The 14,538-nt window shown below is 35.1% G+C and carries 12 protein-coding genes and 1 pseudogene; 5 read left to right on the forward strand and 8 right to left on the reverse strand.

Annotation, left to right across the window (positions count from 1 at the left end; translation table 11 throughout):
* Window positions 1-341: 341 nt before the first annotated feature.
* From ACP7AV_RS14440 to ppsA, 8 genes and pseudogenes are all read right to left on the reverse strand, one after another.
* Window positions 342-1,496: a phospholipase D-like domain-containing protein gene (locus ACP7AV_RS14440; protein ID WP_426092545.1), complete on the reverse strand. Its 1,155-nt coding sequence runs from the start codon at window positions 1,494-1,496 to the stop codon at window positions 342-344.
* Window positions 1,483-2,253 carry a CBS domain-containing protein gene (locus tag ACP7AV_RS14445; protein WP_426092546.1) on the reverse strand — a complete coding sequence of 257 codons (771 nt, stop codon included), beginning with the start codon at window positions 2,251-2,253 and terminating at the stop codon, window positions 1,483-1,485. Before ACP7AV_RS14445 ends, ACP7AV_RS14440 begins: the two co-directional genes overlap by 14 nt.
* Window positions 2,199-2,585, reverse strand: a complete 387-nt coding sequence (locus ACP7AV_RS14450) for a site-2 protease family protein (RefSeq protein ID WP_426092547.1) — start codon at window positions 2,583-2,585, stop codon at window positions 2,199-2,201. The genes ACP7AV_RS14445 and ACP7AV_RS14450 overlap by 55 nt, the downstream gene beginning before the upstream one ends.
* Window positions 2,586-2,890: 305 nt before the next feature.
* A pseudogene (locus ACP7AV_RS14455) lies at window positions 2,891-3,217 on the reverse strand (NAD(P)-dependent oxidoreductase).
* A gap of 75 nt (window positions 3,218-3,292) precedes the next feature.
* Window positions 3,293-3,553 carry a hypothetical protein gene (locus tag ACP7AV_RS14460; protein ID WP_426064672.1) on the reverse strand — a complete coding sequence of 87 codons (261 nt, stop codon included), beginning with the start codon at window positions 3,551-3,553 and terminating at the stop codon, window positions 3,293-3,295.
* A 330-nt stretch (window positions 3,554-3,883) separates the two neighbouring features.
* A complete protein-coding gene (locus ACP7AV_RS14465) occupies window positions 3,884-4,159 on the reverse strand; it encodes a zinc ribbon domain-containing protein (RefSeq protein WP_426064674.1) in 276 nt (91 codons plus the stop codon).
* A 665-nt stretch (window positions 4,160-4,824) separates the two neighbouring features.
* A complete protein-coding gene (locus ACP7AV_RS14470; protein ID WP_426092548.1) occupies window positions 4,825-5,130 on the reverse strand; it encodes an SDR family NAD(P)-dependent oxidoreductase in 306 nt (101 codons plus the stop codon).
* Between the two features lie 12 nt (window positions 5,131-5,142).
* Complete coding sequence (ppsA, locus tag ACP7AV_RS14475; RefSeq protein ID WP_426092549.1) at window positions 5,143-7,563, reverse strand: phosphoenolpyruvate synthase; 2,421 nt, start codon at window positions 7,561-7,563, stop codon at window positions 5,143-5,145.
* A 642-nt stretch (window positions 7,564-8,205) separates the two neighbouring features.
* Between ppsA and ACP7AV_RS14480 the strand changes: the two genes are divergently transcribed.
* The 5 genes from ACP7AV_RS14480 to ACP7AV_RS14500 are packed head-to-tail and all read left to right on the forward strand — an operon-like array spanning window position 8,206 to window position 14,479.
* Window positions 8,206-10,524, forward strand: coding sequence for a PAS domain-containing protein (locus ACP7AV_RS14480; RefSeq protein WP_426092550.1), 2,319 nt, complete (start codon window positions 8,206-8,208; stop codon window positions 10,522-10,524).
* A 6-nt stretch (window positions 10,525-10,530) separates the two neighbouring features.
* Window positions 10,531-11,259 (forward strand): sensor histidine kinase, encoded by a 729-nt coding sequence (locus ACP7AV_RS14485; RefSeq protein ID WP_426092551.1) that lies wholly within the window; start codon window positions 10,531-10,533, stop codon window positions 11,257-11,259.
* Window positions 11,260-11,263: 4 nt separating this feature from the next.
* Window positions 11,264-11,674 carry a response regulator gene (locus ACP7AV_RS14490; RefSeq protein WP_426092552.1) on the forward strand — a complete coding sequence of 137 codons (411 nt, stop codon included), beginning with the start codon at window positions 11,264-11,266 and terminating at the stop codon, window positions 11,672-11,674.
* Window positions 11,675-11,713: 39 nt separating this feature from the next.
* Entirely contained in the window at window positions 11,714-12,118 is a 405-nt protein-coding gene (locus ACP7AV_RS14495; protein WP_426092580.1) for a response regulator, read from the forward strand.
* A gap of 9 nt (window positions 12,119-12,127) precedes the next feature.
* Complete coding sequence (locus ACP7AV_RS14500) at window positions 12,128-14,479, forward strand: response regulator (protein ID WP_426092553.1); 2,352 nt, start codon at window positions 12,128-12,130, stop codon at window positions 14,477-14,479.
* The last annotated feature ends 59 nt before the right edge of the window (window positions 14,480-14,538 follow it).

Raw genomic sequence — 14,538 nt, forward strand, 5'->3', positions numbered from 1 at the left:
ACCTTGGGTAACAAATTTGCTTTTTAAAAATGAATTAAAAAAACAGTTCATCCTGATTGGGGACAAATATTTTTTTACAGTCCAATTTAGGGATTTGTCTTTCAAAATCCTTTTGGATCCAATCCTCTTTTTTTTGGGTTTTAAATCGGTACGGTTTCATTTTTTAAAAATTAAAATCAACATTTAATTTTTGCAATGTTTTAATATACAATACATTACAAATATAAAGTTACAAAAAAAATGAATTGACCGCGTGATTTGTCAAAAAAATTAGTTTTAATTTTAAATTGCCTTTTACACCCGTTTTTAAAATTAAAAACGCAAGAATGGATTGTTCTTTTTTAATTATAAAACCGTTTATAGGGAGTGTAAGTAACAACTACTTCTACGATTCTGGTGACAACATACGCTATCAAGTTAATGAACTTTGTCATTATAGTGGTTTTGGTTTTTAATGATTCCGGAGTGATGCTTTGGCATTGCGAAATAATTTCGTTGAGGTGCTTCTGAAACATTGCTGAAAAACATTCCGAAAGGATTTCGACATTCATTTCCAGACTTCCGTAGGAACTCAAATTATTCAGGTTAAAGGAACCAATTGTCGACCAATTGCCGTCCACAACTGCAACTTTTCCGTGTAAAACGGATTCATTCCATTCGAATAATTCAATGTTATAACCCAGAAGTTTGCTGTACAAGAAGCAAGTTGCCCGTCTTGTCAGCGGAAGATCTGATTTTCCTGAGAGAATCAATTTGATGACTACTTTATTTTTAGACGCTTTTTTTAAGGCTCGAATAATCCGGATTCCAGGAAGAAAATAACTGCCTACAATGATGATTTCCTTTTTAGCATGCCGAATGGATTTGATATAACCATCACAAATTTCGTTTTTCCCTTTTAACCAGTCATTTTGGAGGATGCGAACGGTAGTATGTTGTTGGATATTAAATGCAGATCTAATTTTTTTGTTTCTCAGGTGTCTTTTTTTAAAATAAAGATCATGACAAAGCTGTTGCAGTGGTTGGGCAATTTCTCCGTTTAATTGGACGGCATAGTCCAGCCAAGGTTTTTCTGTAGCGGAACCGTGGTATTTATCAGCGATATTTATGCCACCAACCAGCGCAACTTTTGCATCAGCAACAACCACTTTGCGATGCAATCTTCGTCCGAGGTAAAAAGTATATGTCGAAAATAAAGGGGCAAAAAAACGAATGTTAACGCCGCTATATTTCAGATCCTCTAGCAATTCTGCCGGAAAAGATAATGAGCCCAAACCGTCCAAAAGTATGTAAATTTCAACGTTCCGGAGCGCGGCTTCTTTTAGTGCGTTGACTATTCTTTTTCCCGTTGCATCATTTTCAAAAAGATACATTTGCAGGTGTATTTGAGATTGTGCTTCCGAGATGATAACTTCTAAACGGGAAAAATAATCTTCGCCACTGTACACCAGCTCCAGATTATTAGGAACATTAAAGCTATCGTTAGTTTTTATCATGCACTTTATTTATTGTAATCTCATTTATCAAAATAAATTCCATTAGATTTTCGATGTCCAAAGTTCCGACGATTTTATTATTTTCGATAACGAGCATTAACCTTGATTTGTTGAGTTGTATCAGTTCAAAAACATTTTCCAGAAGCGAATTTGCATCGAGAAAAATTAAATTCCGATCCATCACATTATAAATAAATTCATCTTCGCCTTTTTTGGAGAGTGCCATTATGATTTGATTGCGATTTAGCGTTCCTACTGGCGTCGCTCCTTCCACGATTAAAAAATTCTTGTTTTGGCTGTCCAAAACTAATGTTACAGCAGATTTTACGGTTGCATTGGCATCAATTTTTGGATAGTCTTTCATCACTACGTCTTGGACTTTAAATCCTTTTAGCTTGAATTTCGATTCGGTATAATCCGCTTCCATCTGAGCCCCAATAATTACAAAAATACCAATAAAAATTAAAATAGGTGAGATAAAAAAACCAAAAAGTATAAATCCCAAAGCTAGAAATTGACCAATCCGTGCCGATATTCTGGTAGCTACATGGCGCTGCATTCGGAAGGATAATAAAGCGCGTAAAATGCGGCCGCCATCAATCGATAACGCTGGAATTAAGTTAAAAAGCGCCAGCCAGAAATTGACCAAAAAGAAATTCAGAAAAAAATTATTGGCATTGACACCATTAGATAATTCTGCCATCAATTGTTCTGAAGTATTGGGAATGGTGATGAAAAGTCCGGTAATAAATGCCAAAGCGATGTTGACAAAAGGCCTGCGACAGCCAAGATTAGTTCCTCAATTGGTTTTTCAGGAATTTTTTCGAGTCGGGCTAAACCACCAATGGGCAATAGTGTGATATCTTTTGTAATTATATGATACCTTTTTGCTGCCAAAGCATGTCCTAATTCATGCAATACGACAGTTATGAAAACACTCAAAACAAATACAACTGACCATACAATTTGAGTTGCATTTTGACCTGATCGATAATTAATGTAAACGATAAACAGAATAAGTAACGAGAATGTCCAGTGAACAAAAATACCTATGTTTGCTATTTTTCCGAGTTTAAAGGAGCCTTTCATTTGGTGCGTTTTTAAGATTATAATTTGAAAAATAATTAACGATCAGTTTCGAGTATTCTCTTTGAAAAACAAACAACATATTTCATCAATTAATTTCGTTTTCAGAAATGCCATTGTAAGCCCAAGCATTTAAATTGAAAATCGTACTATGTGCAGTTCCAGCCAGCGTTTCATTGGTCAAAAATCACTGATGTCCGGTAATTATGACGTTGGGATAGGAGCGGATTTTCAAAAATAAGATATCTGTAATAGGAGCTTCGGTATGATCCTTACAAAATATAGAATCTTCCTTTTTGATAACCGTCTTAAAAGACAGCAGCAATGATTTTGTTGCTAATCACGTCTATTAAATCTTCGGTATTTACGAATTTTCTATGTGCCGTATTAATAAAGATCATGCCTTTTTTGAATATTGAAAAGGTAGTTTTGTCAAACAAATGATAGGATGATTCTTTTCAGGTAGATTGTACCGATCACACACTTGAAACCGCGAAGACGTCGTCCAAAGTCTTGTAGGATTTAGGGGTTTCATGCAGTAACTCCTGATTTTCGTCAGTTTTATAAGCTATAATTTTACAACCAAAGCCACGCATAATCCGTGCGAAAGCAGCGCCTATTTTTCCGGTTCCAATATTTTCTACTGTTTTTCGATGTAAATCAAAACCGACTCAATGATCCATTCGGTAATCTTCAATATCCAATAATATCTACCCTAAAATGAATTTCTTGTTCAGTGCCAATACGAAAACAACAGCTTGTTCAGCAGCAGAATAGGGTGAATACATGGAGACATTTGCTACCCTCATTGCCATAGCTTTTGCCCTTGGAATATCAATAAAATCTGACTGTATTGCCCGCAGCGCAATTTGTTTAACACCGCATATAGGGAGTTTTTGCAAAACCGTATTTTTATTCAAATGCTGCTCCGTAAAAACCAATTCATGATTTCGATGCTCTACTTTTTCCATAAATGGCTTATCATACCCCAAAAATTCTGTAAACTAATACTTTTGTTTTATGGTTTTTTATTTTTAAGGTGAGCCGTCAGTTTTGGTAATTTGGCGATTGGACCATAATGTTCTTGTGGAATTTTGATTTATTTTTTTAAGGTATTCAACTGCTTATTTACCCATTTTTTCTTAGATCTGGTATTCTCATTTTCTAGTTCAAATTTTTGCTCATCGAGATAATGCTTTCAGTATTTTCATTGCTTTACAAAACTTTTTTTTAAATAAATCTTCCAATGTTTTTACATTAATTGCCTGATACTTTTGTCCGCGATGCATAGCGATTGGGGTTTAAATTAAAAATTGTATGTTTTTCCAGCGTTTCAAAACCGGTAAAATATTTAGTGCTTTTTGTATCATATAATTCGGAAGATTTTTTTTCTTCATGTGCATTTTTACGGTATTTTTCATTTGTTCCAAGTTCATATCCGGGTTTTTGAAATGACTGTTTTCATAGCAATATTTACAATAGTCATTCGTTTTCTGACCGTTATTTTCGGTTCCTTTGGTGTCTTCTGTAGTCAGTGGCATTCCGCAACTTTGACAATAAAAAGGTGTGTTTTCCACGTGGGTTGATTTAAATAGTTAGCTTTTTTTCTTTATGTAGTTTCTAATTTATTTTGGGTGTATATCGGGTTTTTGATGGGCTCGTAAGAACTAAATTCTTGTTATCTCAAAAGGGACTCAGTTTTGGTTTTTAATTTATTTATTAGAAACGGATAAGCAGTAATAACAAAGACTTATACTTTTCATTTTGGAATGTTTTTGGATACCATTTCAAATTACTGTTAAGTAAATGCGCTGTCTGCTACCAGCACATGTCTGGTTACAACAGACGCTTCATTTGAGCACATCCAGACCTCTGCATTGGCTATTTCTTCCGGAAGACCAAAACGCCTAGTGGGTTCAAAGCCTTAAAATCGCTCAATTCTTTCTTTGTTTTTTCCGGTCAGTCAAGCAATTATTGGTCTTTGAATAACGCCAGGACACATAACATTTACTCAGATTCTTTGAATAACACATTATAAAGCAGTCGTTTTTGTAAGTCTTGCAATGCCATGTTTATAAGCCACAGAAGTCAGTATTTCTGCAAAACAAACCGTTCCGGCTACAGAGGCACAGTTGATAATTGCCCCTTTGACTTGTTCGCGTATTTCGGGAATTTAATATTTAACGCAGAGCCAAATAGCTTTTAGATTTAGGCCAATAATTTTACCCCAATTTTCCTCAGATCAATCTTGGGTAGAAGCAGTCGCACCCTCGATTCCGGCATTGTTGAACGCATAATCCAATCGGCCAAATGCGGCAATCGTTTGTGCAACCATTGCTGTCCCTTCATCGGTTTTTGAGACGTCCCATTCAAGAAAAATGGCTTTACTGCCTAATTCTTTGATCAGGTCTACCATTTTATCATTTTCTTTCCAGTCTGCCACGGCTACTTTGGCTCTTTTTTTGGCGAAAGCAAGTGCAGTGCCTCTACCAATTCCCGAGCGACCACCTGTCACTAATGCTACTTTGTTCTTAAATATTGTTTCCATGATTTGGTTTTTTTAGACTATGATTTTTCTTTTTGTTTTTTGTTCTGCTTCCAAAATATTTTCGATTCCTTTTATCAAAGCATCTGGGTTAAAAGAGATACTGTCAATGCCTTCATTTACTAAAAACGTGGCGAATTCAGGGATGTCGCTCGGTGCTTGTCCGCATAGCCCCACTTTTATTTCATAACGCTTCGCCACTCTTATGGTCTCTTTTATTAACGCTTTGACAGCAGAATTTTCTTCGCTGAACAAGTAACTCACTAATGCCGAATCGCGATCCAGCCCCAGAGTGAGTTGGGTTAAATCATTGGAACCAATAGAAAAACCATCAAAGAGTTTTGCAAAATCATCCGCCATCAATACATTGCTTGGGATTTCAATCATAACATAAACTTGCAATCCGTTGATGCCTTGTATCAAACCATTTTTAGCCATTTCGGCCAATACACGTTCACCTTCTTCGACCGTGCGGCAAAATGGAATCATCAGTTTTACATTGTGAAGTCCCATTTCGTTACGTACTTTTTTCATCGCCTCGCACTCCAAGGCAAAACCTTTTCGATAGAAATCACTATAATAACGCGATGCGCCCCGAAAGCCAATCATTGGATTTTCTTCATCAGGCTCAAAATATTTCCCTCCGATGAGGTTGGCGTATTCGTTGCTTTTAAAATCACTCATACGCACAATAACCTCTTTTGGAAAGAAAGCAGCGGCCACAATAGCTACTGCTTCGGCGAGTTTGTCAACGAAATATTTTTTAGGATCTTCATAGCCGATTGTCAATGCCGCTATTTCCAATTTTACATCCTCATCCTGTATTTTTTCAGGTTCGCACAACGCCAAAGGATGAATTTTGATGGTATTCGAAATCGCAAATTCCATCCGCATTAAACCCACACCCTGATTGGGATAATAGCTTAATTCAAAGGCTCTTTCTGGATCAGCAAGAATTAGCATCGGATCTGTTTTAGGCATTTCAAGTTTACTGAAATCCTGTTCTGTTATTTCCCATTTCAATTTCCCGTCATAAATATTGCCTACTTTGCCCTCGGAACAGGACACTGTGATTTCCTGCCCGTTTTGTATTGTTGCGGTTGCATCTCCACAACCCACCACCGCAACCGTTCCCAATTCGCGGGCGACAATGGCCGCATGGCTGGTGCGTCCGCCTTTGTTGGTGATAATCGCCGAAGCTCTTTTCATAATGGGATCCCAGTCCGGATTAGTCAAATCAGTGACTATAATCTCTCCGTTTTGCAACAAAGCACCTTCTTGCGGATTGTTCAGAATTCGGGCTTTACCCGAAGCAATCTTATCGCCAAGAGCTATTCCTTTAGTCAGAAGCGTGCTTTTTTCTTTCAATGTGTATATCTCCCGAACCTGCTTATTTTTTTTTCCGTGAACGGTTTCCGGGCGTGCCTGAACAATGAACAATTGGTTGTTCAAACCGTCTTTCGCCCATTCAATATCCATTGGTTTCTGATAATGTTTTTCAATTTTAACGCACCATCGGGATAGTTGGATGACTTCTTCATCGATTAAGGAAAATTGGTTTTGTTTTTCCAAAGTCGTTTCGGTATTTACAATTGTGTTTTCTGCTGAGCTACTTTTTGATGTATCGGAATAAATCATCGTGAACTCTTTTCTGCCACATTGTTTTTTCAGCATTGGATTTAGATCCGGGTTTTCTAAAGTAGGCTTAAAAATCATCCATTCATCTGGCGTGACGGTTCCCTGAACAATATTTTCACCCAATCCCCAGCATCCATTTATAATAACAGTATTTTGGAATCCACTGTCTGGATCTATGGTAAAGGCAACTCCTGAAGATGCTTTATCACTCCGCACCATTTGTTGCACACCAACGGAAATTGCAATGTCTAATTTGGCAAAATCCATATCATAACGGTATTTTATGGCGCGGTCTGTAAATAAAGATGCATAGCACCGGCGAATGGCTTCGAGCAATTGTTGTGTTCCGTTAATATTCAAAAATGACTCCATTCTTCCGGCAAAACTGGCGGTCGGTAAATCCTCCGAAGTAGCGCTGCTTCGAACCGCCACATCTAGATTGCTTGTGCCGCATTGTTCGCCAAGCGATTGGTAAGCGACCTCAATTTCAGCAAGAGTTTCCTCCGGAATGGTGGCTGATAAAATAAGATTTCTGGCTTTTTCTCCAATGGAAGAAAGATTTGAATAGTCTTTAGTATCCAGTGACATCAACAACTCTTGAAGCGGCTGTTCCAGATTGTTTTCTTTGCGGAATAATCGGTATGCTTCGGCGGTAACTGCAAATCCGTTTGGAATGGCAATGCCAATTGGATTTAGCTGATTGTACATTTCGCCAAGAGAAGCGTTTTTGCCTCCAACTTTGCTAAGGGATTCAATACCAATTTGATTGAAAAACAGGATGTGTTTGTACTTTTCCATTTCATTTTTTTTTAAATAAAAACAAGCTTTCTTTGGAGGCTATTAAAATAATAGTATTAAAAAATAGGAAGGGGCTCTAAATTAATCCGATTATAAATTTTGAAATTTGGCGGTAGGTTTAAATTTCACAGGACATTTTTACGTTGAAAGAAACAAGAAGTAGGATATTCTTCTTGCTAAAATTAATACTGTAAAATTAATAAAATATTTTTTCTAATCTTTAAAAATGGTATTTATTTTGTGTTTAAGTTGTTGTAAATCATAATAATGTGTCTTTTACTAGGTACTTTTCAAATATTATTATTTTTGGCAAGAGGCGGTGATTGAGGGACGTTTTTTTAATAAGAAGTTAGTATAAAGAACGGATAATTTTTATTTCAATTGGTTTTTAATTTGCCATTCAAGTACTTGTGATGCTTTATCATTTGGATTTTAAACCGTAGTTTAATCTTTACGATAGGACGTAATTTTATGTTGTGAATTTTCTGTTTAATTCAAAATTAATTTTATTTTTGTAATGAAACATATTACTACTGTGATAAAAGTATGGAAAGGTTGTTTGTGAACATTGAAAAAAACAATAATGCAACCGCCAGAAATTATTAATTTTTATTAGTACCATTAAAGAAAAGTCTCATATTGATGAAAATACATCCAAAACCGGAGAATGAATTAGAAAGACTGAAAGCTCTGAAAGAATATTCGGTACTAGATTCATTACCAGAAAAAGAATATAATTCCATCACCCAGCTTGCTTCCTACATTTGTGAAACTCCCATCGCACTTGTAAGTTTAATTGATAATGAACGGCAGTGGCTTAAATCTACCGTTGGAATAGATGTTATCGAAAGTTCCAGAGACGATTCTTTTTGCCAATATACCATCATGGGTGATGGTGTTTTCGAGGTAAGTGACGCTTTGGAAAATGAAATATTTGCTGATAATCCTTTCGTAACGGGAGCTCCCAATATCCGATTTTATGCTGGAGCACCTCTTCAGGATGCAAATGGTTTTAATTTAGGATCACTTTGTGTTATGGATACAAAACCCAAAATGCTTACTGAAGAACAAAAAAACGCATTGCAATTATTGGCCGATCAGGTTGTTTTGCTACTAAATTCGCGGAAGAAAAATATAGACCTTAATAAATCACAGAGAGAGTTGCAAAATTTTATAAACCTCTCTAAAGATTTGGTTTGTATTGCAAATGTAGATGGATTATTTTATAAAGTAAATCCAGCATTTACAGCTGTTTTAGGGTATTCCAAAGAAGAACTGGAAGGAAGTCCTTTTGTCAACTTTGTTCATCCCGATGATTTGGCTTCCACGTACCACGAAGTTGAAAAACTTTCTAAAGGGGAATTGACCATTAGCTTTGAGAACAGGTATAGATGTAAAAACGGGAAATATGTTGTCTTGAGCTGGAATACTTCTCCAGATCCTGCTACTGGAAATCTATATTGTATTGCCCGAAATATGACAAAAGAGAAAGAAGCAGAACAAAGCTTAATTGATGGGAACAGATTACTGGATGAATCGCAAAGTATTGCAAAAATTGGCAGCTGGAAATTTGATTTGGTTACTAATGACCTAATTTGGTCGGAAGGTCATTATCGTATTTTTGAAATTGACAAGTTGCCTACGGATCAATTGTATAAAGCATACAGAAGCAGAATTCATAAGGATGATTTAGCAAAGCTGGATAAAGTCAGTGAAAATGTGAACAAAACTGGAAAAGATTTCAAAATCAAATACCGAATAGTATTTCCGGATCAACGAGTTAAACATATATTAGAGATTGGTCAGCCTTTTAAAAATGAAAATGGCGAGTCGACCGTATTAAAAGGTATTGTTCAGGACATCACCGCGATAACGATCGCCGAACAAAAAATCATTCAAAAATCGAAAGAAATACAAGACATCCGATCGGCTCTTGATGAATCCGCAATTGTATCTATTTCAGATCAATCAGGACTGCTTACGTACGTGAACGATAATTTCTGTACTATTTCTAAATATTACAAGAACGAACTTATAGGCAAAGATCAGCGCAGTATAACTGGGCATTTTCCTAAAGAATCGACTAAAACCACATTGCGAACCATTGTTAAGGATACTATTTGGAAAGGGGAAATACGCAATTTAGCCAAAGACGGTTCGTACTACTGGGAGAAAGCCACAATCGTTCCTTTTTTGGATGAAAAAAATAAACCCTATCAATATATTTCAATAAGTACGGATATAACGGATCAAAAAAACGCAGAGGAAAATCTAAATTATGCGTTGCTGAATCTTGAAAAGAAGAATAAAGAACTCGATCAGTTTGCTTACGTAGTTTCTCATGATTTGAAAGCTCCGCTCAGGGCAATAAATAATCTTTCGGAATGGATTGTTGAAGATATGCCGGATATGCCAAAAGAGGCAAGCGCAAACTTTGATTTATTGCGCGGCCGTGTGTTACGAATGGAAAACTTGATTAACGGAGTTTTAGAATATTCCCGTATTGGTCGGGTTGAAATTGAGAAAGAAACCATTGATTTGAAACTGATGCTAAGCCAGGTGATTGATTCGATAGTTCCGGCTGAAGGTTTCGAAATCGCAGTTGACGACAACTTTCCGATTATTGTATCTGAACGAATATTGCTGCAACAGGTGTTTAGTAACTTGATTAGCAATGCAGTAAAACACAATAATAAAGCTTTGGGGAAAATTGAATGTCATTATCAATCGGTATCTGGTTTTCACCAATTTAGTATCAAAGATAATGGTCCCGGAATTGCGGAAGAATATCATAAAAAAGTATTTAAAGTTTTTCAAACTATTGAGGCACGCGATGTTAAAGAGAGCACCGGAATAGGATTGTCTATTGTCAAGAAAATTATTGAAGAAAAAGGAGGAACAATTTATATTGAATCCGAACAAAATAAAGGGTGTAGTTTCATTTTCACCGTACCAAAATAAATACAAATGGAGGAATATGAAAAGAAGTGCCAAGAAGAATTGGTAGCTCTTAAAAAAGAATTTGAAGAGTTTATTTATATCGTCTCACACGATATTAAGTCGCCAATGAGAGCAATAACAAATATAACAACCTGGATTGAGGAAGATTTACGAAGTGTTGTAAATCAAGACGTTTTGACTAACTTAGGATTATTGAAAAACAGAGTATACCGCCTTGAAAATATGATGAATGCATTGCTGGAACTTTCCCGTGTTGACAGAACAGAATTAGAATTTTACGAATTAAATATTCCTAAAATGATTGCGAATTGTATTGATTTATTTGACCGTGAATTAAATGTCGACTTTCATTATAAGGCTAATATCGTTAATGAAAATTGTGTTACTTTAGGTGTGAAAATGCAAAAAGTAGTAATGAGTGTCCTTGATAATGCCGTTCGCTTTCATCATGAAAAAAATAGGAAGGTATTCATTGGCATCGTAGAAAATGACAATGATTACGAAATAAAAATAAGCGATAACGGACCCGGAATACCAGAACAGGTCATTCATAAAATTTTCTCTATTTTCTCCACCGTTAATTCTAAAGATATTGTGGATACAACTGGAGCAGGATTAGCTATCAGTTATAAAATCATGAAATTAGTGGGAGGGAAAATAGAATATTCTCCTGGTGTAGACAGCGGTTCGGTTTTTACAATAAATTGGCCCAAAATAATAACATTAAAAAATTAAAATTATGAACCAAAAATTGGTAAATATTTTATTAGTCGAAGACGATGAGATAGATGTAATGAATGTAAAAAGAGCATTTTCTAAAAACAAGATTATGAATCCGCTTTTTGTAGCCGGAAATGGAGTGGAAGCACTCGAAATGCTGGATGACAAAATTATTCCTTTGCCTAAAATCATTATTTTGGATATTAATATGCCAAAAATGAATGGAATCGAATTTCTTAAAATTATAAGGGAAAATGAGAAGCTTAAAAATATTTCGGTTTTTGTCCTGACCACTTCAAACGAAGATAGTGACAAGATCAATGCGTATAATTTGAACGTTGCCGGTTACATTCTTAAACCGCTTTCTTTTGAAAAATTTCTGACCTCAGTCGCAACGCTAAAAAATTTCTGGCAGTTATGTGAAATGTAATTTATCTAATTTGTATTGATTTTGGGACACACAAACATCTTGCTGGTTGATAATAGGAAAACCACTATTGAAAATATTAAAAAGTCCTTTTCAGTGGTCAATATTAAACATACTTTATTTTCAGCAAAAAACGAAAATGAGGCATGGTTAATGTTAAATGGCACCCATAAACTGACACCTGTTCCTAAAATTTTACTGATTGATGTGAATAGAACAAAGAACAAAGGAATAAATTTATTAAATTCAATACGGAATCATCCGCATTTAAAATCGATTTTGGTGTTCGTAATTACGGACTCAGAGCACGGTAAAAATAAAACAGCAGCTTTAGACTTAAATATTGCCGGATACATTCCGCTCTCATTCGAAAGGGAACAATTAAATCATTTTTTCTCGGTATTGAATGACTATTGGAATATCATTGAATTTTCCAATCAAAAATAATAGCACCCTATGGCCGTCGTATTAAAAATATTAATAATCGATGATGACAAAATCGATTCCATTACCATCAGCCGTTCCATATCTAAATCCGGAATTATTGCTGAGGTAGACAGTGTGTTTTCAGCAGATGAAGGTATAGAAAAGATTCAATCATTGAAGTATGACTTAATTTTTTTAGATTATATGATGCCGGATACGGATGGAATTTCTTTTTTGAAAAAAGTAAGAGAGTCCGGAATTGAAACCCCGATCATTTTTGTAACCTCACAAGGAGACGAAAAAATTGCCAGCCAGGCGATATTAAGCGGTGCTTCGGATTATATTCCGAAAACCTTATTGACTCCTGATGGAATTTCCCAAAGTATCAGAAATGCCATTAATTTACATGACAGTATAAAACTCCGAAAAGATACAGAATTAGCTTTAAAGGTAAATGCTAACCGATTATTGGAAGCACAAAAGCTGGCTAAAATAGGAAGTTGGGAAATCAATTTAAGCAACAATGAAGCCTATTTTTCAGATGGATTCTTTACTATTTTTGAAGTAGAAAATCAGGCGATTGCTTCTGTTGATTTTTTTAAATCATTTTTTACTGATGCCAAAGATCTAGCTCTTTATGAAAATAATCTTGATCATGTCAAAAATACAAATGCAGAGGTACAGTTCCAGCACAGCATCACCAGTAAAAAAGGGACGTTAAAATATATCAATGTATTCATCAAGTGTTTGAATGACGGAAATGGTAAACCTTGTAAAATTTTGGGAACCATTCAAGATATCAGTGAACAAAAACGTACGGAAGCAGAATTAATAAAAGCAAAAGAATTAGCGGAAAATGCGGTCGTTATAAAAGAACAGTTTCTTACTAATATGAGTCATGAAATTCGGACCCCGATGAATGGAATCATAGGATTTGCCAGAATTCTCGAAAGTACAAATTTAGACAATGACCAGAAACAGAGTGTGGAAGCGATAAAAAAAGCCAGTCATAATTTGATGTTTATTATCAATGATATTCTTGACTTCTCGAAAATTGAAGCTAATAAAATGACTTTTGAAGCCGTAAATTTTTCTTTGTCAAAAACAGTCAATTATGTGATTGAGTTGCTATTTTTAAATGCAAAAGAGAAAAAAATAAAATTGTTATCCAATATTGATCCGAATATAAATGATAATTTAATTGGAGATCCTACAAAACTGTCTCAAATTTTAATGAATCTGGTTGGGAATGCATTAAAATTTACCGAAAAAGGATATGTGGAAATGGTAGTTACTAAAATGCTGGAAACCGAATCAGATTCGCTAATCAAATTTTCAGTAATCGACACCGGAATTGGTATTCAGGAAGATAAAATCGATTCTATATTTGAAAGTTTTAACCAGGCTTCGAACGAAACAACCAGAAAATATGGAGGAACCGGACTTGGTCTTACTATTACTCGAAAACTAGTTGAGTTGCAGGGCGGAAAGATTACTGTTGAAAGTGTTGTTTCTAAAGGAAGTGAATTCTCTTTTTCATTAAAATTTAAAAAGACTCAGAAAGGAACTGCCAGCAACACTAAATTAAAAAATACAGCAATCGCTCCCGATTTTTTAAAAGACAAAAAAATACTTTTAGTGGAGGATAATGAATTGAATCAGCTTCTTGCAATGAAAGTTTTTGGAAAATGGAACAAAGAAATTGATATCGCCGCTAATGGAAAAATTGCGATTGAAAAGATAACGAATAATGATTATGATATTATTTTGATGGACATCCAAATGCCGGAAATGGATGGAAATGAGCTGACACGTTTCATTCGAACCAAAATGGGGGATAAATCTATGATTCCTATTATCGCCTTGACTGCCCACGCTACAGTAGAAGAAGAGAAAAGATGTTTGCATAACGGAATGAACGATTACTTGTCGAAACCGTATGATTTTAATGTGTTATTGGAGAAATTACATCTGAATTTGATTGAAAATAAAGGGAATTTGATACTACCTCCCGATTTAACAACACAAGAAATGACAATGGAAAAACTCGTTAATTTCAAATATTTAAAGGATTTCGCAGATGGAGATGACACTTTCATAAAAGATATGGTTTCCATTTTTTTAGAAAAAACGCCTCAAACTATGGCTTTAATCATTGAATCGAACAAAAATGATGATATCAAAACTTTAAAAGAAGAAATTCATAAACTAAAATCTTCCATCAGTTTATTGGGTATAATCAAGGCTTCTGAAAGTGTAAATAGTATTGAAAAAGAACTTGAAATAAATCCTTTGGGACTAAAAAGAAAAGAGGAAGTTATTCATTTAAATGAAATTTGTCAATTAGCCATCAAAGAACTAGAGTTGGTGGAGGAATATTAAATTTCTTAAGTGAACTTTATATTATTATTGTAAAAAGTGTATTTTTATTAGGTAGTACC

It is taken from the genome of Flavobacterium sp. DSR3-2, from assembly GCF_049896525.1.
Classification (GTDB): domain Bacteria; phylum Bacteroidota; class Bacteroidia; order Flavobacteriales; family Flavobacteriaceae; genus Flavobacterium.